The sequence below is a fragment of the Nonomuraea angiospora genome, assembly GCF_014873145.1.
Classification (GTDB): Bacteria; Actinomycetota; Actinomycetes; order Streptosporangiales; family Streptosporangiaceae; genus Nonomuraea; species Nonomuraea angiospora.
In genome coordinates this window covers 10,323,185-10,345,161 of record NZ_JADBEK010000001.1, presented here as the reverse complement: position 1 = coordinate 10,345,161, position 21,977 = coordinate 10,323,185, and the positions used below count along the sequence as shown (strand labels likewise).

Genomic DNA, 21,977 nt, shown 5'->3' with positions numbered 1-21,977 from the left:
AAGGGTGCCCTCACCCGGTTTTCCGGACGAGAACACCCTTTACGCCGACCTGCGTCCCAACCGGCTGGGCAGCCGGCCGGGACACTGTCGTCCCCCCAGGCGCATCCTCTCGCCGCGAACCCCACCCGGCGTTCGGATGCCTTCCCCTCTGACACCCACCGCACTGGATGCCGTGGTTAGAGAGTGCCCGGCCCGGCTTGCAGAAGACTTGTAGAACGCTTGCGACCTTCATCCGGCTTCGTCCTCACCCGCCCTGAGGCAGGTCAGTCGTGCTCGGCGCCGACCGGTTCGACCTCGTCCTCCGGGGGCTTGGCGCGGCGGACCACCACCGTGCTGATGCGGTTGCGGCGGCCCGCCAGGCTCTCGGCGGTGAGCATGAGCCCGGCCACCTCGGCCTGCGAGCCGGCGATGGGCACCCGGCCCAGAGCGTGGGCGAGCAGCCCGCCCACGGTCTCCACGTCGTCGACCTCGATCTCCGTGTCGAACAGCTCGCCCAGCTCGTCGACCGGCATCCGGGCCGTCACCCGCATCCCGCCGTCGGACATGGGCTCGACGCGGGGCGCCTCCTGGTCGTACTCGTCGGTGATCTCGCCGACGATCTCCTCCAGCACGTCCTCGATCGTGACCAGCCCGGCGGTGCCGCCGTACTCGTCGATGACGATGGCGATGTGGATCTGGCGCGCCTGCATCTCCCGCATGAGCTGGTCGATGGGCTTGCTCTCGGGCACGTACGCGGCCGGCCGCATGATCGACTCGACCGTGTCCTCGCCCCCGCCCTCGCCGGACTCGTGGATCTTGCGGGCGATGTCCTTGAGGTAGGCGATGCCGACGACGTCGTCCTCGTTCTCGCCCACGACGGGGATGCGGGAGAACCCGCTGCGCAGCGCCAGCGACAGGGCCTGGCTGATCGTCTTGCCGCGTTCGATGTAGACCATGTCGGTGCGCGGCACCATGACCTCGCGCACCAGCGTGTCGCCCAGCTCGAAGACCGAGTGGATCATCTCGCGCTCGTCCGGCTCGATCACCCGGCGCTCCTCGGCCAGGTCGACCAGCTCGCGCAGCTCGGCCTCCGAGGTGAACGGCCCGTCGCGGAACCCCTTGCCGGGGGTCAGGGCGTTGCCGAGCAGGATGAGCAGCTTGGGCAGCGGGCCGAAGATGCGGGTCAGGCCGTAGACGATGGGGGCGCTGGCCAGCGCGACCGGCTCGGCGTGCTGGCGGCCCAGCGTACGCGGCATGACGCCGACCACGACGTAGCTGACCACGATCATCACAACCGCGGCCCAGACGTACGCCCAGCCCTGATCGTGCATGAGGTCGATGAACAGCAGGGTCGCGATGACCGTGGCCACCAGCTCGCAGCTCAGCCTGAGCAGCAGGAGCAGGTTGAGGTAGCGCGGCGGGTCGTCGACGATGGCCTGCAGGCGCTTCGCGCCCCGCCGGCCCTCACGCACGTATTCCTCGGTGCGCACCCTGGAGATGCGCGTCAGTGCCGTCTCCGCGCTGGCGATCAGGCCACCGATGATCACGAGCGCGATGGCCGACAGCAACCAGGCGTTCACCGCGGGTTGCGCACCTCCTGCCACGACTCCAGGAGCCGGGCCTGCAGGCCGAACATCTCCTTGTGCTCCTCGGGCTCGGCGTGGTCGTAGCCGAGCAGGTGGAGGATGCCGTGGGTGCACAGCAGCTCCAGCTCGTCGGCCGCGCTGTGGCCCGCCTCCTTGGCCTGCCGGGCGGCGACGTGCGGGCAGAGCACGACGTCGCCGAGGAGCGCCGGGTCGGCCGGGCTCTCCGAGTCGCCGCGCGCCCCGCCGCCGGGACGCAGCTCGTCCATCGGGAACGCCAGCACGTCGGTCGGGCCCGGCTCGCCCATCCACTTCTCGTGGAGCTCGGCCATGGCGTCCTCGTCGACCACCACGATGGACAGCTCGGCGAGCGGGTTGATGCCCATCTCGCCGAGCACGTGAGCGGCCAGGGCGGCGAGCTTCTCCTCGTCGACCTCTACGCCGGACTCGTTGTTGATCTCGATGCTCATGGTCGCCGCTTCCCCCGGTGCTGGATGCTCTTGGGCTCCTGCGCGGCCTGCGTGGCGTCGTAGCGCCCGTACGCGTCCACGATCTCGCTGACCAGCTTGTGGCGGACCACGTCGGCGCTGGACAGGCGGGCGAAGTGGATGTCGGGGATGCCGTCGAGGATCTCCTGGACCACCCGCAGCCCGCTCACCGTGCCGGCGGGCAGGTCGACCTGCGTCACGTCACCGGTCACCACGATCTTGGAGTTGAACCCGAGCCGGGTGAGGAACATCTTCATCTGCTCGGCCGAGGAGTTTTGCGCCTCGTCGAGGATGATGAACGCGTCGTTGAGCGTGCGACCGCGCATGTACGCCAGCGGCGCGACCTCGATCGTGCCCGCGGCCATCAGCTTGGGGATCGAGTCGGGGTCGACCATGTCGTGCAGGGCGTCGTAGAGCGGCCGCAGGTAGGGGTCGATCTTCTCGTACAGGGTGCCGGGCAGGAAGCCCAGCCGCTCGCCGGCCTCGACGGCCGGGCGGGTCAGGATGATCCGGTTGACCCGCTTCTCCTGCAGCGCCCGCACGGCCTTGGCCATCGCCAGATAGGTCTTGCCGGTGCCGGCGGGGCCGATGCCGAACACGACCGTGTGCTTGTCGATCGCGTCGACATAGCGCTTCTGGTTGACCGTCTTCGGCCGGATCGTGCGCCCGCGTGAGGAGAGGATGTCGAGCGACAGCACCTCGGCGGGACGGTCGGAGGTCATGCGGAGCATGGCGATGCTCCGCTCGACCGCGTCGGGGGTGAGCTCGCCACCGCTGCGCAGGACCTCGACCAGCTCCTCGAAGAGCCGCACCACGGTGCCGCTCTCGTCGGGGCTGCCGGTGACGGTGATCTCATTACCCCGTACGTGGATGTCGGCCCTGAAGGCACCCTCGATGACGCGTAGCAGCTCGTCGCGGGAGCCCAGGAGGCTGACCATCGAGTATTCGTCCGGAATCAGCACCTTGGCTTGAGTGCGCGAGGGAGGTGCCGTTCGTCGGGATTCGTGTAGTTCGGACATGGGCAGGCCCGCGGCCTGATGCCTCCAGGTCTCTTGCGTTGTTCTTCTGAGCCCATGGTATCCGGGAGCAGCCCGATTGCTCTCCCCAATATCAGCCGGCCACTATCATCCGGCCGATGTCATCCGGGAGGCCAGGTGAGGCCGCGCCCGCCCAGGACGTGGGCGTGCACGTGGAAGACCGTCTGACCGGCGCCGGGCCCGGTGTTGAACACCACGCGGTAGCCGTCCTCGGCCACGCCCTCCTGCACGGCCACGGCGTGGGCGGTCTTGAGCACGTCGTCGGCCAGCCCGTCGTCGGCCCCGGCGAGCTCGGCGGCGTCGCGGTGGTGCTGCTTCGGAATGACCAGCACGTGGGTCGGGGCCTGCGGGTTGCGGTCGCGGAACGCCAGCGTCCTGCCGGTTTCGTAAACGATCTCGGCGGGAATCTCCTTGGCGACGATTTGACAGAAGAGGCAATCGCTCACCCGGCCACCCTATCGAGACCCCCGACGTACGGAACCCGTTGCGAATCGGTAATCAGCTGTGTCGTGCGCAGGAAGATCCACACGGTTAGGGTAAGTGTGCGACACTTCAGCAAAAAAAGAGACGATTCAGGGTCGGGCGAGCGCCACCTGGCGAGGACACGACTGGGTAATGCACCCTAAGGAACCGGGGAAACCTCAAGAACCGGAAGAGCGTAAACCCTCTGGGAAGGCCGCGCGTCCCACTGATGTGACCACCGAAACCCTTCTGGCCGACAGGTCGATGGGGGCGGTGCCGGTCGGGTGGGATGCCGACATGGCCGTGACCGCGCTCTACAGCGCACATTTTCGGTCGTTGGTGCGTCTTGCCGTGTTGCTGGTGCGGGACACAGCAACAGCTGAGGAAGTCGTGCAGGATGCGTTCGTCGCCATTCACGGCGCCTGGCGCAGGCTGCGCGACCCCGACAAAGCACTCGCCTACCTCCGTCAATCCGTCGTCAACCGGTCCCGTTCCGTGCTGCGTCACCGCGCGGTCGTCGAGAAGTACGCTCCCAAGGGTCTGCCGGACGCTCCGAGCGCCGAGAACGGCGCGATCGGCGAACTGGAACGCTCCGCTGTCATCGAGGCGTTACGGGCCCTGCCGACCCGACAGAGAGAAGCACTGGTTCTGCGGTACTACGGTGATCTGTCCGAAGCTGAGATAGCCCACGCGATGGGCATCAGCAAGGGCGCGGTCAAGAGCCACACCGCACGTGGCATGGCCGCCTTGCGATCCGTTCTGGAGAAAATGTCATGACCCAGCCCCCCGACGAGCACGGAGATCTCCTGCGCCGTGCGCTCCGCGCGGAGGCGGACGCGGTCGTGCCCTCGCCGGACGGACTGGAGATCATCCGCGCCCGCATCGAGCGGCGCGGCGTCCGCAATCTGTTCTGGTGGCGAGCGGGCGCGGCCGCCGCCAGCGCCCTCCTGGTGGCGGGAACGATCGTGATGGCCGTCCCCAGCCTGCGCCAGCAGATCATCAACCAGCCCGTCATAGGGGTGGACAGCGAGTCGACCTCCAAGGTCCCCTCCAACTCCTCCACCACCCGCTCCCAGGAGCCGCCGCCCAGGCAGCCGACCAGCCACGAGGAGCACCCGGTCGGGATCCCGGAGATCCCCTCCAAGAGCCCGACGCCCCGGCCCACGAAGCGGGCCGAATCGACCAGCAGGCCCTCGCCGACGCCCACTTCCACGGCGACCGAGTGCCCGTCACCCCTGGCCGAGCAGGCCGAGCCGCCGTCCGACTGCCCCACGGTCTCGCCGACCCCGTCGCCGTCGGCATCGGTGGCGGAGACCCTGCAGCCCACGACGTGCCCGGTCGACGAGTGCCCGCCCGACGACATCACCGACGATCCGACCGGCGCGGCCAGCCCGTTGGTGGACGCCTCTCACACGACGCCCTGAAAGGCTCCTACCAGCGTCCGGTACGCGTGAGCAGCACGGAGGCCGCCGCCACCCCTGCCGTGGACGTACGCAGCACCGTGGGCCCCAGCAGCACGGGCACCGCCCCCGCCGCGCGGAACCCGGCGAGCTCGTCGTCCGAGACGCCCCCCTCGGGCCCCACGACCACCACGATGTCGCCCGACGCCGGCAGCGCCACGCCGGACAGCGGCTCGGCCGACTCCTCGTGCAGCACCAGCCCCAGCGCCGCGCCCGCCAGCAGCTTGCCGACCTGCGCGGTGGTGGCGGGCTCCGTCACCTCGGGAAGGTGGAACCTGCGGGCCTGCTTGCCCGCCTCGCGAGCCGTCGAGCGCCACTTGTGCAGCCCCTTGGCGACCTTGTCGCCCTTCCACTGGGTGATGCTGCGCGCGGCCGACCAGGGCACGATGACGTCCACGCCGGCCTCGGTCATCATCTCGACGGCCAGCTCGCCCCGGTCGCCCTTGGGCAGCCCCTGAACGACGACCAGCCGCGGCCGGGGCGGCTCGACCTCGTAGCGGCGCAGCACGTCGAGCCTCAGCGCGTCCTTGAGGACCTCGCGTACGACGCACTCGGCGACCGCGCCGGCGCCGTCGGTCAGATCGATCCGCTCGCCGGCCCGCAGGCGCCGCACGGAGGCCGCGTGGCGCCCCTCAGGGCCGCCGAGCGCCAGCTCGGGCCCGTCCAGCTCCTGCGACAGGAACACCGGGACGGTCACGTCACCTGCCGTTGAAGGCGTCGCGCAGCCGCGAGAAGAAGCCCTGCTGGCCGGGGGCGAACTTGCCCGGCGGCCGCTCCTCGCCCCGCTGCTTGGCCAGCTCGCGCAGCAGCTCCTCCTGCGCGGGGTCGAGGCGGGTCGGGGTCTCGACGTTGACGTGGATCAGCAGGTCGCCGCGGCCCGACTCGTTGAGCCGCTGCACGCCCCGCCCGAACATGGTGATGACCTGGCCCGACTGCGTGCCGGGGCGGACGTCGACCTCCTCCGGGCCGTCGAGCGTCTCGACCGCCAGGATGGTGCCGAGCGCGGCGGCCGTCATCGGGATCTGCACGGTGCAGTGGAGGTCGTCGCCGCGGCGTTCGAAGATCTCGTGGGCGCGCTCGACGATCTCCAGGAACAGATCTCCGGGCGCGCCGCCGCCGGGGCCGATCTCGCCCTCGCCGGCGAGCTGGATGTGGGTGCCGTCCTCGACGCCCGCGGGGATGCGGACCTTGATCGTACGGCGGGTGCGCACCCGGCCGTCGCCGGAGCACTCCTGGCAGGGGTGGCGGATGATGGTGCCGAAACCACCGCACTGCGGGCACGGCCGCGAGGTCATGACCTGGCCCAGGAACGAGCGGGTGACCTGGGAGATCTCGCCGCGCCCGTTGCACATGTCGCAGGTGTCGGGGTGGGTGCCGGGCGCCGTGCCGGCCCCGTGGCAGACCTCGCAGAGCACGGCCGTGTCGACGACCAGCTCACGAGTGGTGCCGAACGCCGTCTCGCGCAGGTCGAGCTCGACCCGGATGGTGGCGTTGCGTCCCCTGCGGGCACGCGAGCGCGGCCCCCTGGCGCCGGTCGCGGTGCCGAAGAAGGCGTCCATGATGTCGCTGAAGGGGAAGCCCGCTCCGAAGCCGCCGGCGCCCGCGCCCGCTCCGGCGCCGCCGAAGGGGTCGCCACCCAGGTCGTACATCTGGCGCTTGTTCGGGTCGGACAGCACCTCGTAGGCCTGCGTGATCTCCTTGAACCGCTCCTGGGTCTCAGGATCGGGGTTCACGTCGGGATGCAGCTCGCGGGCAAGTCGGCGGTAGGCCTTCTTGATCTCGTCCTGACTGGCGTCACGGCGCACCCCGAGGGTGGCGTAATAGTCGCTGTTTGCCACTTATCGACCTCTTATGATGCAGCCAGGATCTGGCTGACGTAGCGTGCCACCGCGCGCACGGCGCCCATCGTCACTGGGTAGTCCATCCTCGTGGGCCCCAACACCCCGAGCCGGGCCAGTTGGTTGTCGCCTGAACCGTATCCGGTCGCGACTATGGATGTCCCCCGCAGATAGGGGTTTTCGGAGCCGATGCGCACGGTGAGCGCGGACGGTGTGTCTGCGGATGTCTCACCGAGCAGCCTCATGAGCACGACCTGCTCCTCCAGCGCCTCGAGCACGTCGCGCAGGCCGACCGAGAAGTCGGCGCCCGCGAGGTTGGCCGCGCCGGCGAACACGATCTTCTCGTCGTGCCGCTCGACCAGCGTCTCCAGCAGCACCGACAGGATCGTGGCCACCACCGGGCGGTCTTCGAGAGGGAGCCGCTCGGGCAGGTCGGCGACCTGCTCGGGCACGTTGCTCAGGCCGCAGCCGTCGAGGCAGGCGTTGAGCACCGCGCGCAGGTGGGCGATGCGAGTGTCCTCGATCACCTCGGGCAGCTCGATGACGCGCTGCTCGACGCGGCCGGTGTTGGTGATCAGCACGAGCATGACCCGCCGGTCGTTCAGCGGGACCAGCTCGACGTGCCTGACCGTCGAGCGCGTCAGCGTCGGGTATTGCACCACCGCCACCTGCCTGGTCAGCTGCGCGAGCAGCCGGACCGTGCGGGTGACCACGTCGTCGAGGTCGACCGCGCCGGCCAGGAACGTCTCGATGGCCCGGCGCTCGGCCCCGGACAGGGGCTTGACCTGCGAGAGCCGATCGACGAACAGCCGATAGCCCTTGTCGGTCGGCACGCGGCCCGCGCTGGTGTGGGGTTGGGTGATGTAGCCCTCCTCCTCCAGCGCGGCCATGTCGTTCCGGACCGTCGCCGGGGAGACTTTCAGGTTGTGGCGCTCAGCGAGCGCCTTGGAGCCCACCGGTTCGTTGGTGGACACGTAGTCTTCGACAATGGCGCGGAGCACCGCCAGCTTCCGATCGTCGAGCACGTGCTCACCTCCTGCCTCTGACATCCGAGGAACGCAACCATCTAGCACTCTGTGTTCCTGAGTGCCAAGTGTACGGCTCTCATCCGCAAGGTGCGATAACACAAGGTCGCAACCCGGCTCCTAGCTTCTTACAAGGGGCAAGTACCACACTTGCCGACATGAGCGACAACTCCCCGCGTCCGCCGTACGGGCCCCAGCCGGGCTCCCAGCCTGGGTACGGCCCTCAGCCCGGGGCCCAGCCCGGGTACGGCCCTCAGCCCGGGGCCCAGCCCGGCTACGGCCCACAGCCTGGTTCTCAACCCGGTTACGGCCAGCCGCCGCCCCAGTACGGGCCGCCGCCGCAGTACGGGCCTCCGCCTCAGTACGGCCCGCCGCCCGCATACGGCCCACCTCCTCAGTACGGACAGTACGGCCAACAACCCCAATTCCCCGAGCGAATCGACTCGAAAGCCATCAAACCGCGACTTTGGTGGATCGCGCTCGTCTGGGGCATCGCCGTGGTCTGCACCATCGCGGGCGTCGCGCTGTTCACCGGCGGCATCGTCAGCAGCGTCAGCGACATAGCGCCCGCCAAGACGTTCGCGTCCGGCGAAACCGTGACGGTGCCCATCGACCCGGCGAACAAACCCGCCGTCTACCTCTCCAGCGACACCGCCGTCCACTACGAGTGCCAGATCACGAACGGGGCCAGGCTCGCCAAGACCACGGGCACGCAGACGGTCACGTCCGGGTCCGTCAAGTGGGAGCAGATCCTCGTGATCAACGCGCCCGCCAGGGGCGACTACCAGCTGTCCTGCACCACCCAGGAGCAGGCCGACGTGCGTTACGGCGTGGGCCGCGAGCTGACCTCGGCCGCGGGCGGCATCGCCGGCGGGGTGATGGCGCTCATCCTGCTCCCCGGGGCGGGACTGCTGGTCGCCATCGCCGGCACCATCATCGTGCTGGTCCGCCGCAGCGGCGCGCGCAAGCGCCTTGCGGTCGGCGGGTGATTTGCTACGGTCCCCGTGTGTACGAGGGCGATGTGCTGGCGGGGAATTGGCGGCGGCCGGGCAAGGGCAAGATCCCGAAGGTGCCGGCCGAGCCGGACCTCGTCGTGGAGGACGCCGACAGCGGCTTCTGCGGCGCGGTGGTGGCCTGTGACAAGGAGGCCGTCACGCTCGAAGACCGGTTCGGCAAGCGCCGGCTGTTCCCGCTCGCGCCCGCCGCGTTCCTGCTGGAGGGCAAGCCCGTGACGCTGGTACGCCCGTCGGCGGCCCCGGCGGCGCCCAGGCGCAGCGCGTCGGGTTCGATCGCCGTGGAGGGACTGCGGGCGAGGGTCGCCCGGGAGAGTCGCATCTACGTGGAGGGCGTGCACGACGCCGCCCTGGTGGAGAAGATCTGGGGCCATGACCTACGGGTCGAGGGGGTCGTGGTCGAATACCTGGAGGGCGTGGACCATCTGCCGGCCATCGTGGCGGAGTTCGGCCCCGAGCCGGGGCGCCGGCTGGGGGTGCTGGTGGACCACCTCGTGCCCGGCTCCAAGGAGAGCAGGATCGCCGCCGAGATCACCTCGCCGGACGTGCTCGTCGTGGGGCATCCGTACATCGACATCTGGCAGGCGGTCAAGCCGTCCGTCCTGCGCATCCCCGCCTGGCCCGCGGTGCCGCGCGGGGTGCCGTGGAAAGAGGGGGTCATCGCCGCCCTGGGCTGGCGCATGGAGCCCGCGGAGGCGTGGCGGCGGATCCTCGGGGCCGTCTCCACGTACACAGACCTGGAGCCCGAACTGCTCGGCCGGGTCGAGGAACTGATCGACTTCGTTACGGAGGCATCATGAGCCAGGACCCGCCGCAACCGCCGCCGGACGACGACGCCACCCGCTTCGTCCCCCCATCGAGCATCCCGCCCGGCCAGGGCATCCCGCCCGGCCAGGGCTCCGGCTCCCAGCAGCCGGGATACGGCCGGCAGCCCGGCTCGTACGGTCAGCAGCCCGGCGTCTACGGGCAGCAGCCCGGCTCCGAGCCCCATTACGGCCAGCCGGGGTACGGCCAGCAGCCAGGGTCCCAGCCCGGCTACGGCCAGCCGACGTACGGGCAACCCGGCTACGGCCAGCCCGGCTATGGACACCCAGGCTCTGGACAGCCCGGCTACGGCCAGCCCGGCTATGGGCCGCAGTCCCAGGGTTACGGCCCTCCCCCGCCCGGTTACGGCTCCGCGCCGCAGCATCCCGGCCACGGGTACGGGTACGGCGCGCCCGGCGAGCCGTACGTCCCCGGCAGGTTCGGCCCCCGCCCCGGCACCGACGACACCACCATGGCGATGCTCTCTCACGTGCTCGGCCTGGTGGTCTCCTGGGTCGGCCCGCTGATCATCTACCTGATGAAGAAGGACGAGTCCCCCTACGTCAGGGATCAGGCGGCGGAGGCGCTCAACTTCCAGATCACGATGTTCATCGGCTACGTCATCTCGGGCATCCTGACGATCGTCTTCATCGGCCTGCTCCTGCTGCCGGCCGTCTGGATCCTGTCCCTGATCTTCCACATCCAGGCCGCCGTAGCCACCAACAAGGGCGAGCCGTACCGCTACCCGTTCGCCGTCCGCCTGATCACCTAGACCAGCAGGTCCCTGATCAGCGCGTCGGCCAGCAGCCGCCCCTGGAGCGTGAGCACCATGAGGCCCGACCTGAACGGCCCGGGCTCCAGCAGGCCGCGCGCCAGCGCGCTCGCCACGGCCGGGCGCGCGTCCGGGGCCACCTCGGCCAGCGGGTAGCCGGACGACAGCCGCAGCTCCAGCATCAGCCGCTCGGCCGCCCGGTCGTCGTCGCCGAGCACCTCGCGCGCGTGGGCGGGCGACGTGCCCGCGGCCAGCCGCTGGGCGTAGGCGGCCGGGTGCTTGACGTTCCACCAGCGGGTGCCGCCGACGTGGCTGTGGGCGCCGGGCCCGGCGGCCCACCAGTCGCCGCCGGTCCAGTAGAGCAGGTTGTGGCGGCAGCGGGCCTGGTCGGACGTGGCCCAGTTGGACACCTCGTACCAGTCGAACCCGGCCTGCGACAGCAGCTCGTCGGCGATCAGGTAGCGGTCGGCGGCCACGTCGTCGTCGGGCATGGGCAGCTCGCCGCGCCTGATCCTGGCCGCCAGCCTGGTGCCCTCCTCGACGATCAGCGAGTACGCCGACACGTGGTCGGGCCCGGCCTCGATCGCGGCGGTCAGCGAGGCCCGCCAGTCGTCGTCGGACTCGCCGGGCGTGCTGTAGATCAGGTCGAGGTTGACGTGCTCGAACCCGGCCTGCCTCGCCTCCTTGACGGCCACGGCCGCCCTGCCGGGGGTGTGGCGGCGGTCGAGCACCTGGAGCACGTGCTCGGCCACACTCTGCATGCCGAAGCTGACCCGGTTGAAGCCGCCCTGGCGGAGCTTGTCGAGGTAGGCCGGGTCGACGGACTCGGGGTTGGCCTCCGTGGTCACCTCGGCCCCCGCGCTCAGCCCGAACTCCGAGCCGATCGCGGCCAGGATCCTGGCCAGGTCTTCCGGGGGGAGCAGCGTGGGCGTGCCGCCGCCGAAGAACACCGTCTCCACCGGCAGCTCGGCCGAACCCAGGACGCGGCGCGCGAGGCGGATCTCCTCGACGACCGTGTCCGCGTAGTCCCGGTGCGAGGCGCCGGGACCCAGCTCGCTGGCGGTGTAGGTGTTGAAGTCGCAGTAGCCGCAGCGGGTCACGCAGAACGGCACGTGCACGTAGAAGCCGAACGGCCGCTCGCCGAGGCCCCTCAGGGCGCTGTCGGGCAGCTCGCCCGAAGTGGGCACGGGGTCGCCGTCAGGCAGGGTGGATGGCACCCTTTCAGTTTGCCGGGTGTTCGAGGTGCTATCGAACCGCAACCCCTGAGAGGTCACATGGCAGGCATCGGCATCGTGGGCGCGGGGATCTCGGGGCTGACCCTCGCCCTGCGCCTGCAGCAGCTCGGAGTCGAGGCCACGCTCTACAGCGAGCAGGACCCCGCTTCCCTGCGCTCGGGGCGGCTGCCCAACACGGTGAGCAGGATGGGGCACACCCTGGAGCGGGAGCTGGGCAGCGAGCACTACCGGGATCCCGGATGCCTGATGGGATCCGCCGAGCTCTCGATCAAGGGGGATCCGCCGCTGGAGTTCCTGGCCAGGATCGCCGAGCCGTTCCACGCGGTCGACTTCCGGCTGCTGCTGCCGGCGTACCTGGACGACTTCACCGGCCGGGGCGGCGAGGTCGTCGTCACCGGCGCGCCGGCGGACGCGGCGCGGGTGGACCGCTGGTCCCGCAGGCACGAGCTGATGGTGGTGACGGCCGGGCGGCGCTCGGTGGCGGAGCTGTTCCCGCGCGACCCGGCGCGCTCGCCGTTCGACCGGCCGCAGCGCGTCCTGACGGCCGGGTTGTACGGCGGTCTCGACCTCGGCCCCATGTTCAGCTACAACGTCTCGCCAGGGTGTGGGGAGATCCTCCGCATGCCGATGATGACCAGGCACGGCGTGGTCTCCGGCGTGCTGGTCGAGGCGGTTCCCGGCGGGCCGCTGGAGCCGCTCTCGCGCATGCCCGCGGCCGAGGTCGCCGGAGGGCTGGCCGGGCTGCTCGCCGAGCACGCGCCGCGGCTGGCCGAGCGGGTCGATGGAGGCTTCGAGCTGCTGGGCGAGGACGACCTGCTGCAGGGGGCGATCACGCCGGTCGTTCGCGAGGCGGTGGCCGAGCTGTCCGGCGGGCGGATCGCGCTGGCCGTCGGCGACGCCTGGATCACCAACGACCCGCTGACCGGCCAGGGCGCGAACCTGGGTTCGGCCTGCGCCTGGATCGCGGCCGACGCCATCGCGGCGGGCGGCCCCTACGACGCCGCCTTCGGCCACGCCACGGCGGAGCGGATGTGGGAGGCGGCGGCGCCGGTCACCGGCTGGACCAACGCGTTCCTGCGGCCACCGGCCGCGCACGTCGTGGCCCTGCTGCTGGCGGCCACGACCAGGCAGGACGTGGCGGATCTGGTCCTCGGCCTGTTCGCGAACCCGGCGTACGCGTGGGCGGTGATCTCGAGCCCCGAGGAGGTGGCGCGGATCATTGACGGCGGCGGGCCGTCGCCCTACTTTTAGGAAAGTTTCCTATAAGTGCATTCCCCGGGAGTCGCCCCGTGAAGAAGACGATCCTCCTCGCACTCTCGCTCTTACTCGGTTGTACGGCGATCTCCGTCCCCGCCGAGGCCCGCACCGGCTTCAAACGGGTCGCGTACTTCATCCAGTGGGGCGTCTACGGGCGCGACTATCACGTCAAGGACGTGGACGCCACGGGCGCCGCGGCCAAGCTCACGCACCTGAACTACGCGTTCGGGTTCGTGAACGCCGAGGGCGCCTGCTATTCGGCCGACCCGTGGGCGGACTGGCAGCGGCCCGTGCCCGCGGAGCAGAGCGTGGACGGCGTCGCCGACGCGCCCGGCCAGGCCCTGAACGGCAACCTCAACCAGCTCCGCAAGCTCAAGGCCAAGCACCCGGGGCTCAAGGTGATGATCTCGCTGGGCGGCTGGACCGGGTCCAAGTACTTCTCCGACGCGGTCCTCACCGCCGAGTCCCGTGCCGCGCTGGCCCGCTCGTGCATCGACCTGTGGCTGCGCGGCAACCTGCCGGACCTCCCCGCGGGCACAGGAGCCGGGGTGTTCGACGGGATCGACCTGGACTGGGAGTGGCCGGGCTCCTCCGGCGCCGAGGGGAACGTCGTGCGGCCGGAGGACAGGCGGAACTTCACGCTGTTCGTGGAGGAACTGCGGGCGCAGCTCACCGCCTTCTCCTCGAGCGCGCAGCTCACGGCCTTCCTCCCGGCCGCGACCGCCAAGATCGACGCCGGGTTCGAGGTGCGGCGGGTGTTCAGGGCGCTCGACTTCGCCACCGTCCAGGGATATGACCTGCACGGGACCTGGGAGGCGCAGACCGGACACAACGGCAACCTCCTCACCGATCGGCGGGATCCGAACCCGGTGCGGTACAGCGTGGACCAGACCGTACGCGACTACCTGTCCCGCGGGGCACCCGGCCGCAAGCTCGTGGTCGGCGTACCCGCGTACGGCCAGGGCTGGACGGGGGTCACCGGCGGCGGAGACGGCCTCTACAAGCCGGCCACCGGCCCCGCCGCCGGCAAGTGGGGGCCCGGGACCGAGGACTACAAGGACCTGGCCACCAAGCCCGGCAAGCGCTACCGGGACCTGCGGACCGGGGCGCTGTGGCTGTATGACGGGAACGAGTTCTGGTCGTACGACGATCCGGCGGTGCTCCTGCAGAAGGCGGCGTACATCCGCCTCAAGGGGCTCGGCGGCTCGATGATGTGGTCCATCGACCAGGACGACTCCCGCGCCTCCCTGACCTCGGCCCTGTACTCCGTCCTCCGCTGACCCTGATCCCCGGATAGCCATCCCGCTCCGGGCCCATCACCCTCGCCCTGGCCGGGCACGCACCGCCCGGCCTTCCAACCTCTCCACCCCCACCAGCCATGACCGGGCGCGCACCGCTGCCCTCAGGCCTTCCGGCACCTCCAGGCCCACCGGCCCGAGGCGGGCGCGCCCGGCCGCCCGTACTTCCAGCCCTCACCCCCACCAGCCATGACCGGGCGCGCACCCTCAGGCCTTCCAGCCTCTCCACCGCCACCAACCATGACCGGGCGCGCAGCACTACCCTCAGCCCCTCCACCCCCACCAGCCCCGGCCCTGTGCGCGTCGCTGGGTACCGCCCGGCCTTCCAATACCTCCACGCCCATCAGCCCGGGCCGGGCGCGCACCGCTGCCGACCGGCCTTCGAGCACCTCCACGTCCACCGGCCCGGGCGGACGTGCACCGCTGCCCCTGGCCTCCCAGCCCCTCCACACCCACCAGCCCGGGGCGTGCCTAAGATCGTTGGCCCCTGAAAAGGCGCTCGGCCATGCGGTCCCACTCGGCGTCGTGCCCGGGAACGGCCAGGATGCGGCGCAGCGCCTCCTCGTCCCCGTGCCGAGCCCGGAACCAGTCCCCCACCGTCACCCCGATCTCGGGCCGCGAGACGACCTCCACCTCATCCCCCACCCCAAGCTCCCCGAGTGAGACCACCCGCAGGTAGGCCCCGGGCCGCCCCGCCGCCGTGAATCGCTTGAGCCACCCGGGCTCGTCCATCCAGTTGCGGAACACCACGCACGGGATCCGGGGCCCGCTCACCTCCAGCAAGGCGCTGCCCACCCGCCACCGCTCGCCGATCACGGCCCCCGTGACGTCGAGGCCGGACGTGGTGAGGTTCTCGCCGAACTGCCCGTTACGCAGCTCCCGCCCGAGCTCCCCTTCCCACCAGTCGTAGTCCGCCCGGGCGTAGGAGTAGACGGCTTGGTCGGGCGAGCCGTGGTGCTTCTGGTCGGCCCGCTCGTCCCCCGCGAGCCCGTTGGCCAGTACGGCCACCCGGTGCGTGACCGCCCGCTTGTCGATCGCCGTACGCCCCAGCTTCCCCGCCCACTCAGCTTCGACCGACTTGCCCACATTCACGGAGATAACGCCCATGCCTGGACGGTAACCGAGAGCCCGCTCCCCAGCGACCCGGTCACCTCTCACCTCGGTCTCCACCCCAGGGTGGAGATCCGCGCACTCAACCCTCGGGCCGATCCGGTACGCCCCGCCGATCCCTACGGTCAAACCCGTGGAACCCATACTGATCTCTCCCCTGATCATCATCGCCGTAGTGTTCGTCGTCTACCGCCAGATGCAGCGCCGTCCCACAGCCAAGCGGGGCATCCTCTTCACCGCCACCGCCATGATCGTCGTCGGCATCGCGTCAGGCGGGGCCGTCGATCCCCGGCACCTCGCGCTCAGCCTCTGCCTGGTCCTGGTGGAGGCCGTCATCGCCGTCGCCCTGGGCGTGTGGCGGGCGACGACCGTACGGGTGTGGCTGGACGACTCCGGCGTCTCCTGGTCGAGGGCCACGGCCTGGACCATGCTCGTGTGGCTCGCCTCGATCGCCATCCGCGTCGGCCTGTACTTCGCCGGAGGCGCCCTCGGCCTCGAACTCTCCACCGGCGGGATCCTGCTGTTCGTCGGCCTCACCATCGGCGCCCAGGCATACGTCGTCGCCCGTCGGGGGCGTGCGCTTTCCAGCATGGACAGGCGACCGGATACCGTCGTGGGGTGATGCGTGCGCCGTACGGAATCGCCCTCCCGCTGCAGCTCGGGGTGATCGCGCTGCTGATCGCGGCCCAAGCGGGAGCGACCCCCGCGCCGGGCCTGACCGGCACCGGACTGGCGATCACCCTCCTGACCGCCGGACTGGGCCTCGCCCTGCTCACCACCCTGTTCCTGTCCCTCCACGACCGCCGTGCCCAGCCCCACCCCACCCAGCGAGAGGTCCCACGGGAGCCCCAACCCAAGGTCCCAACGGATGCCCAAGGGAAGGACCAGCGGAACGTCCCACGGGAGGCCCGGCAGGAGGTCCCTTTGGAGACCCAGGGAGCGGCCCCACGGGAAACCCCGTGGGCAGCCCAGACAGAAGCCCGACGGGAGGCCCCGCTGGAGGCCCCACGAAAGGTCTCACGGGTGGCCCGGCAGGAGGCGCAACCCGAGGGCCGATGGGAGGTCCGGCCGAACGGCCAGTGGGAGGTCCGGCCGGCGGGCCAGTGGGAGGTCCGGCCGGCGGGCCATGCGGCGGGCCATGCGGAGACTCGACGGGCGGGAGGCTCACCAGCGCAGCCGTCGGCGGCGGCCAGCCCATCGCAGCCAGAAGCGCCAGTGCCGGCGCCAGCGCGGGTGCCGGGCAGCTCGCCGGCACAGCCAGCGGCGCCGGCCAGCCCACCGCAGCCAGAAGCGCCAGTGCCGATGTCGGTGCCGGTGCCGGTGCCGGTGCCGGGCAGTTCACCGCAGCCATCCGCGCCAGACAGCCGGACGGCCCCACGAGCACCGGAACCAGGCAACCGACCGCAACCGGAAGCACCGGCGCCAGGCAACCGACCGCGACTGGAAGCACTGGCGCCAAGCGGCCCACCGCAGTCAGCACCGCCGGTACCGAGCAACCAACGACAGCCGGAGCCCTCGATGCCGGGCAACCAACCGCAGCCAGAGCCCCAGGCACCAGGCAGCCCGACGCCGTCAGGGCCGACAGCAACCGGCGGGGCGACACCACCGGGATCACCGAAACCCGTCACCCCGACCCCCTCAGGGGCAGCGGCACCCGGCGGCCTAGCGTCGTCGGCGCCCGGTGGCCCGATGCAGCCGGGGTCGGCGGTGTCGAGGAGCCGGTGGATGCCGGGTGGTGAGCCGGCGGGGGCGAGGTTGGGGGAGTTGCGGGCCGTACAGGTCTTCGGGGTGCCTGTCGCGCTGATCGCCCTCGCCCTGGCCGTGATCCTCTCCATCGTCCTCAGCACCCTGACCGACGGCGGCGCCGCGATCGGGGCTCTGCTCATCTGCATCAGCCTGGCCGCGACCCGCTTCACCCTGCGCCAGGCGCTGCCCATCGGCCTGCTGGCCGTCGGGGGGCTGGTCGTGGCCGGTGCGAGCGTCGGCAACCCGGCTCGGGACCTCCCCCTCGTCCTCAGCACCTGCCTGATCTTCCTGCTCTCATATGCGGCCAGGCAGCGCAAGGCCACCAGGGCCGCCGAGGCGCGAGAGGCCGTGCTCGCGGAACGGGCCAGGATCGCCAGGGAGATCCACGACATCCTCGCCCACTCCCTCTCGGCCCAGCTCGTCCACCTGGAGGGCGCCAAGCTGCTGCTGCGCGCCGAGCGCACGGCCGACGCGCTCGACCGGGTCACCCAGGCCCGCGACCTGGCCAAGTCGGGGCTCGACGAGGCCAGGCGCGCGGTGCAGGCGCTGCGCGAGGACCCGCCCGCGCTCCCCGTGGCGCTGCGCACGCTGGCGGACGACTTCGAGAGCACCGCCCACCAGGCCTGTACGCTGCGCGTCTCCGGCCCCGAGCACCGCCTGCCGCCGGAGACGGAGCTCGCCCTGGTGCGCACCGCCCAGGAAGCCCTCACGAACGTACGCCGCCACGCCCCCGGCAGCCCCGCCACGGTCGAGCTCGAGTTTGACCGGCTCTGGTGCCAGTTGCGCATCACCAACCCGGCCTCCGCCGAGAAGGGCTCGCCCGGGGGCGGCTACGGGCTCGTGGGCATGCGCGAACGGGCCGAGCTGCTCGGCGGGACGCTGTCGGCAGGCGAACGCGACGGCGGCTTCCAGGTGCACCTGAAGGTGCCGGCATGACCGAGGGCGCCCGGATGACCAGGGTCATCGTGGTGGACGACCAGGCCGTGGTGCGCGAGGGCCTGGTGCTGCTCCTCGGGCTGCTGCCGGACATCGAGGTGGTCGGCTCGGCCGGCGACGGCGAGGCGGCGCTGCGGCTGGTCGAGGAACGGCGGCCCGACGTGGTGCTCATGGACCTGCGCATGCCCCGCATGGACGGCGTGGAGGCCAGCGGCCGCATCCGCGCCGAGTTTCCGGACACGCAGGTCGTGGTGCTCACCACGTACTCCGACGACGAGTCCGTCTTCGCGGCGCTGAGAGCGGGCGCGCGCGGCTTCCTCACCAAGGACGCGGACGCCGACGACATCTCCAAGGCCATCGCCACGGTGAAGCGCGGCGACGCCCAACTCGACCCCACCGTCCAACGGCGCCTCCTGGACACCATGTCGGCGCCCATGAGGCAGACCACGGCCACAACCGGAAACACCCCTCCTCCTCCTGAAATCGTCCGTGACGGGCTCCCCGACCGGCTCCCCGACGGGCTGACCCCGCGCGAGGGCGAGGTGCTGGCGCTCATCGCCGACGGCCTCTCGAACACCGAGATCGCCGCCCGCCTCTACATCTCGGAGGCCACCGTCAAGACCCACATCAACAACCTCTTCGCCAAGGCGGGGCTGCGGGACCGCGCCCAGGCGGTCTCCTACGCCTTCCGGCACGGGGTGGCGCACCCTCAGTGAGCCGGCCGATCAGGAACGCCTGAGCAGCGAGCCGGCCGATCAGAAACACCTGATCAGGAACGCCTGAGCTGGGACTCGCCGTCGAATCCGGCCAGTTGTAACAACGTCTCCAACGCCGCCTGCCTGCTCTCCTCGACCGAGTCACCCCGTTCGCCGAAACACTCCGCCGCCACGTCGAGCAGCGCCGCCACCACGGCCGCGTCGGGATAGGGCACGTCGACGAGCGCGGTGCCGTCGGCTGCCTCCTCCCCCGGAACCAGGTGGAGCCTCAGCAGCCGTCGAGTCTCCTCAGCCACAGCCACCCCCAACACGGCGGCACGCTCGAATCGCTCAGAAGCAATCACGTCACCCTCCAGTCGCACTGGTGTTCGGAATAGAAGGTAGGCGATGGCACCGACAGAAAATCGCCGCGATCATCCGCGCGCTCGGCTGGCTAGGCTCGACTCCGTGTACGACTCGATCATCAGCGTTCACGACCTCACGGTCGAACTCGGCGGCAATCCCGTGCTGCGGGACATGGAGCTGACCGTGTCACCGGGCGAGATCGTGGCGGTCGTCGGCCCGAACGGGAGCGGCAAGTCGACCCTCCTGCGCTGCCTGGCCGGGCTCCAGCCCGCCACCTCCGGCCAGGTCCGGGTGTTCGGGGAGCCGCCGGCTGACGACGCCGCCTTCTGGCGCCGGGTGGCGATGCTGGGCGACGAGCCCACCTGGTACCCGGGGCTCACCGCCCGCGAACACCTGGAGCTGATGGGCGCCGTGCACGCCGAGGCCCGGATGGAGGTGGAGGCGGCGCTGGAGGTGTTCGCGCTGGTGGAGCGGGCGGACGCGCCGCCGCTGAACCTGTCCACCGGGCAGCGCCAACGCCTCTCCCTGGCCTCCGCGCTGCTCAGGCCGAGCACGTTGCTGCTGCTCGACGAGCCGGAACGCGGTCTGGACGCCGGTTTCCGTGCCCGGCTGGCCGATCTGCTCGAGGAGTACGCGGGCGAGGGAGGCACCGTGGTGATGGCCACGCACGATCACGGCCTGGCCGGCCGCGCCCGCCAGGTCTCACCGTCTGGGGTGGACGCATGAGCCGAGCCGGCGTACCCGACCTGGTCCCGCCGCCGGAGGTGACCGCATGAGCGGGATCGGGGGTGACCGCATGAGCGGGATCGGGGGTGACCGCATGAGCGGGGCCGGGGGCGGAGGCGTGAGCGGGGCCGGGAGTGGAGACGCGAGCGGGGCCGGAGGCAGTGTGCGGGTGGTGCGGGCGTATCTCCGCTCACGTGGCCCCGCCCGCGGAAGCCTGCTCGATCGGTACGTCGCCGGGTTCGGGCTGGCGATGCTGGCCGCCGTGCTCGGCCACCCGCTCACCACCGTGCTCCAGGGGCTGGCCGGAGCCGCCGACCCCGCTCGCGTGAGCGCGGGAGCGGCCCTGCTCGCGCTGGCGCTGGCCGGTTTCCTGGCCGCAGCCCGCGCGGCGGGACCCGTGATGCTGCCCGCCGCCGACGCCTCCTGGCTGCTGCCCTCGCCGCTGAACCGGCGGCACCTGCTCGGACGCACCGCCAGGGTGCTGTTCGCGGTGGCGGTGGCGGCCGGGCTGCTGCTCGGGCTGGGGCTGGTCGCCGTGCTGGGCGCCCCCGACCAGCTCGTGTGGCGCCTGCTCGGCGCGCTGGTGGTGGGCGTCTCGGCGAGCGCGGGCGGGATGGCCCTGGCCGTGCTCGGTCAGGCGTCCCAGTCGTGGCAGGTCTGGCTGACGGCCGCGACGGTCGCGCTGCTGGTGATCGCCGTCGTGACCGTCAGCGGGCAGCTGCGCACGGTGCTCGCCGTCGCCGCGAGCGCTCCGCTGTCGGCGGTGGCCGTCGCCGCGGCCGTCGCGGCGGCGTCCTCCGCCCTGCTGGTACGCCACGCGTGGGCGTCGCTCGACCGGATCCCCACCCGTACCCTCGTCACCGCCTCGACGAGGGCGGGCCACGTCGCGAACGCGGCCCTCGGCCTCGACCCCGACGCGCTCACCTGGATCGCGGAGGACAACCACTGGCGGGCCAGGAAGCTCAGCTCGCGGCGGTGGCCGTCGCTGCCCGCGCCCCTGGCGCTGGCCTGGCACGACTGGCGCCGGGTGGGCCGCAGGCCGGGGCGGCTGGGGGCCATGTTCGCGATGTCCGCGTTGCCGGCCGTGCTGGCGCAGGCGGGCGGTGCTCCGGTGGCGCTCGGAGCGGCCGTGCTGGCGGGTTCGCTGGCCGTGGCGGCGGTGAGCGTGTCGGGGGCGCGCAGGGACGGCGACAATCCGGCGCTGTCCAGGCTGCTCGGCGTGGACCGTCGCCAGGCGCTCGCGGCCCGCGCGGTGCTGCCCATGCTGCTGAGCGGCGCGTGGGCGACCCTGGGGCTGGCCGCCCTGAGCGCGAGCGGCGCGCTGCCGGGGGCGTGGTGGCTGTTCGGGCCGCCGGCGGCCCCCGCGCTGGCCGCGGCCGCGCTGCGGATGGCCAGGAGGGGTCCGGTCGACCACTCCATGCCGATCATCGACACCCCGGGCGGCGCGATCCCGACCGGGCCGCTGCGCTGGGCGCTCACCGGGGTGGACCTGGCCCTGCTCGGGTGCCTGCCCGCCGTCGCCGCGCTGCTGTCCCCGGCGGGCCCGCTGGGCGGTTTCCTGGCCGCGCAGGCCGCCGCGGGCGCTCTGGTGCTGGTGGGGTACGTGGTCCGCAACCGCGGGTAGGGCGCTCAGGCCACGTACACGAAGCTCTCGACGCCCCCGTACGGGATCGTCCGATCCCTGCGCATGCCCGCCCGCTCCGCGACCTTCAGCGACGCCAGGTTGTCGGGCCGGATGACCGCGACGACGGTCCCGAGCCCCTTGCCGACCCGCAGCGCCGCCTCCACGAGCTCCCCCGCGTACCCGTGACCCCAGGCGGACGGCCGGAACCGGTAGTAAAGGTTGAGCACCTCGTCCCCGCCGACCATCGCGCGGCGCAGCCCCCCGAACCCGAGCACCTCCGATCCGCCGATCGCCCGCGCGGCCCAGTAGCCGATGCCGCGCTCGGCCCAGTCGGCGAGCCACAGGTCCAGCATGGCGCGGCTGGACACCAGGTCGACGCTGGGGCCCCCGGGGTTGTACACATTCGTACGGGGGTCGGAGTGAAGCTCATGGACAGCGGTCAGATCGTCGAGCGTGACCCGAGAAAGGACCATGCGCGCGGTTTGCACCACTTCCATGCTTTCAGGGTAGTCGCCTACCCCGA

23 protein-coding genes are annotated in these 21,977 nt (G+C 71.5%); 12 read left to right on the top strand and 11 right to left on the bottom strand.

Annotated features, from left to right (window positions below):
• Positions 1-263: 263 nt before the first annotated feature.
• The 4 genes from H4W80_RS47735 to H4W80_RS47720 all read right to left on the bottom strand — a co-directional run bounded on the left by H4W80_RS47735 (position 264) and on the right by H4W80_RS47720 (position 3,533).
• The gene (locus tag H4W80_RS47735) at positions 264-1,559 is read right to left on the bottom strand and encodes a hemolysin family protein (protein WP_192791108.1); all 1,296 of its coding nucleotides are present in this window, start codon (positions 1,557-1,559) and stop codon (positions 264-266) included.
• A complete protein-coding gene (ybeY, locus tag H4W80_RS47730; RefSeq protein WP_192791107.1) occupies positions 1,556-2,032 on the bottom strand; it encodes an rRNA maturation RNase YbeY in 477 nt (158 codons plus the stop codon). The genes H4W80_RS47735 and ybeY overlap by 4 nt, the downstream gene beginning before the upstream one ends.
• Positions 2,029-3,069 carry a PhoH family protein gene (locus tag H4W80_RS47725; protein ID WP_192791106.1) on the bottom strand — a complete coding sequence of 347 codons (1,041 nt, stop codon included), beginning with the start codon at positions 3,067-3,069 and terminating at the stop codon, positions 2,029-2,031. The genes ybeY and H4W80_RS47725 overlap by 4 nt, the downstream gene beginning before the upstream one ends.
• Positions 3,070-3,188: 119 nt before the next feature.
• Positions 3,189-3,533, bottom strand: coding sequence for a histidine triad nucleotide-binding protein (locus H4W80_RS47720; RefSeq protein WP_192791105.1), 345 nt, complete (start codon positions 3,531-3,533; stop codon positions 3,189-3,191).
• A gap of 280 nt (positions 3,534-3,813) precedes the next feature.
• Here H4W80_RS47720 and H4W80_RS47715 point away from each other — a divergent pair, with 280 nt between their 5' ends.
• Both H4W80_RS47715 and H4W80_RS47710 read left to right on the top strand, forming a co-directional pair.
• Positions 3,814-4,326 (top strand): SigE family RNA polymerase sigma factor, encoded by a 513-nt coding sequence (locus tag H4W80_RS47715; RefSeq protein WP_138671480.1) that lies wholly within the window; start codon positions 3,814-3,816, stop codon positions 4,324-4,326.
• Positions 4,323-4,973, top strand: coding sequence for a hypothetical protein (locus tag H4W80_RS47710; protein WP_192791104.1), 651 nt, complete (start codon positions 4,323-4,325; stop codon positions 4,971-4,973). Before H4W80_RS47715 ends, H4W80_RS47710 begins: the two co-directional genes overlap by 4 nt.
• Before the next feature lie 7 nt (positions 4,974-4,980).
• Here H4W80_RS47710 and H4W80_RS47705 read toward each other — a convergent pair whose 3' ends face one another.
• Genes H4W80_RS47705 through hrcA form a run of 3 tightly spaced genes read right to left on the bottom strand, consistent with a single transcriptional unit; the run spans position 4,981 to position 7,872 of the window.
• On the bottom strand, positions 4,981-5,706 hold the full coding sequence (locus tag H4W80_RS47705) for a 16S rRNA (uracil(1498)-N(3))-methyltransferase (RefSeq protein ID WP_192791103.1): 726 nt from the start codon (positions 5,704-5,706) through the stop codon (positions 4,981-4,983).
• Position 5,707: 1 nt separating this feature from the next.
• A complete protein-coding gene (dnaJ, locus tag H4W80_RS47700) occupies positions 5,708-6,847 on the bottom strand; it encodes a molecular chaperone DnaJ (protein ID WP_192791102.1) in 1,140 nt (379 codons plus the stop codon).
• An 11-nt stretch (positions 6,848-6,858) separates the two neighbouring features.
• Positions 6,859-7,872, bottom strand: a complete 1,014-nt coding sequence (gene hrcA / locus H4W80_RS47695; RefSeq protein ID WP_192791101.1) for a heat-inducible transcriptional repressor HrcA — start codon at positions 7,870-7,872, stop codon at positions 6,859-6,861.
• A 158-nt stretch (positions 7,873-8,030) separates the two neighbouring features.
• Between hrcA and H4W80_RS61865 the strand changes: the two genes are divergently transcribed.
• Genes H4W80_RS61865 through H4W80_RS47680 form a run of 3 tightly spaced genes read left to right on the top strand, consistent with a single transcriptional unit; the run spans position 8,031 to position 10,461 of the window.
• Positions 8,031-8,861, top strand: coding sequence for a hypothetical protein (locus tag H4W80_RS61865; RefSeq protein WP_225964061.1), 831 nt, complete (start codon positions 8,031-8,033; stop codon positions 8,859-8,861).
• A 17-nt stretch (positions 8,862-8,878) separates the two neighbouring features.
• The gene (locus tag H4W80_RS47685) at positions 8,879-9,685 is read left to right on the top strand and encodes a DUF3097 domain-containing protein (protein WP_192791100.1); all 807 of its coding nucleotides are present in this window, start codon (positions 8,879-8,881) and stop codon (positions 9,683-9,685) included.
• Entirely contained in the window at positions 9,682-10,461 is a 780-nt protein-coding gene (locus tag H4W80_RS47680; RefSeq protein WP_192791099.1) for a DUF4870 domain-containing protein, read from the top strand. The genes H4W80_RS47685 and H4W80_RS47680 overlap by 4 nt, the downstream gene beginning before the upstream one ends.
• Here the strand turns inward: H4W80_RS47680 and hemW are convergent.
• A complete protein-coding gene (gene hemW, locus H4W80_RS47675) occupies positions 10,458-11,678 on the bottom strand; it encodes a radical SAM family heme chaperone HemW (protein WP_192791098.1) in 1,221 nt (406 codons plus the stop codon). The genes H4W80_RS47680 and hemW overlap by 4 nt on opposite strands.
• A gap of 57 nt (positions 11,679-11,735) precedes the next feature.
• On the opposite strand from hemW, the gene H4W80_RS47670 reads away from it, so the two are divergent.
• A complete protein-coding gene (locus H4W80_RS47670) occupies positions 11,736-12,947 on the top strand; it encodes a styrene monooxygenase/indole monooxygenase family protein (protein ID WP_192791097.1) in 1,212 nt (403 codons plus the stop codon).
• A gap of 38 nt (positions 12,948-12,985) precedes the next feature.
• Positions 12,986-14,233: a glycoside hydrolase family 18 protein gene (locus tag H4W80_RS47665; RefSeq protein ID WP_192791096.1), complete on the top strand. Its 1,248-nt coding sequence runs from the start codon at positions 12,986-12,988 to the stop codon at positions 14,231-14,233.
• A 489-nt stretch (positions 14,234-14,722) separates the two neighbouring features.
• Here the strand turns inward: H4W80_RS47665 and H4W80_RS47660 are convergent, their stop codons facing one another.
• On the bottom strand, positions 14,723-15,358 hold the full coding sequence (locus H4W80_RS47660; protein ID WP_192791095.1) for an MOSC domain-containing protein: 636 nt from the start codon (positions 15,356-15,358) through the stop codon (positions 14,723-14,725).
• Positions 15,359-15,494: 136 nt separating this feature from the next.
• Between H4W80_RS47660 and H4W80_RS47655 the strand changes: the two genes are divergently transcribed.
• From H4W80_RS47655 to H4W80_RS47645, 3 genes are all read left to right on the top strand, one after another.
• Complete coding sequence (locus H4W80_RS47655; RefSeq protein WP_192791094.1) at positions 15,495-15,983, top strand: hypothetical protein; 489 nt, start codon at positions 15,495-15,497, stop codon at positions 15,981-15,983.
• A 1,103-nt stretch (positions 15,984-17,086) separates the two neighbouring features.
• A complete protein-coding gene (locus H4W80_RS47650) occupies positions 17,087-18,043 on the top strand; it encodes a sensor histidine kinase (protein ID WP_192791093.1) in 957 nt (318 codons plus the stop codon).
• Positions 18,040-18,759 (top strand): response regulator, encoded by a 720-nt coding sequence (locus tag H4W80_RS47645; RefSeq protein WP_192791092.1) that lies wholly within the window; start codon positions 18,040-18,042, stop codon positions 18,757-18,759. The genes H4W80_RS47650 and H4W80_RS47645 overlap by 4 nt, the downstream gene beginning before the upstream one ends.
• Before the next feature lie 53 nt (positions 18,760-18,812).
• Here H4W80_RS47645 and H4W80_RS47640 read toward each other — a convergent pair whose 3' ends face one another.
• Positions 18,813-19,055 (bottom strand): hypothetical protein, encoded by a 243-nt coding sequence (locus H4W80_RS47640; protein WP_192791091.1) that lies wholly within the window; start codon positions 19,053-19,055, stop codon positions 18,813-18,815.
• A gap of 151 nt (positions 19,056-19,206) precedes the next feature.
• Between H4W80_RS47640 and ccmA the strand changes: the two genes are divergently transcribed.
• Both ccmA and H4W80_RS47630 read left to right on the top strand, forming a co-directional pair.
• A complete protein-coding gene (gene ccmA, locus H4W80_RS47635) occupies positions 19,207-19,830 on the top strand; it encodes a heme ABC exporter ATP-binding protein CcmA (protein ID WP_318787390.1) in 624 nt (207 codons plus the stop codon).
• A gap of 46 nt (positions 19,831-19,876) precedes the next feature.
• Positions 19,877-21,454: a DUF6297 family protein gene (locus tag H4W80_RS47630; RefSeq protein ID WP_225964060.1), complete on the top strand. Its 1,578-nt coding sequence runs from the start codon at positions 19,877-19,879 to the stop codon at positions 21,452-21,454.
• A gap of 5 nt (positions 21,455-21,459) precedes the next feature.
• On the opposite strand, the gene H4W80_RS47625 is transcribed toward H4W80_RS47630, so the two are convergent.
• Entirely contained in the window at positions 21,460-21,951 is a 492-nt protein-coding gene (locus H4W80_RS47625) for a GNAT family N-acetyltransferase (protein WP_225964059.1), read from the bottom strand.
• Between the last annotated feature and the right edge of the window lie 26 nt (positions 21,952-21,977).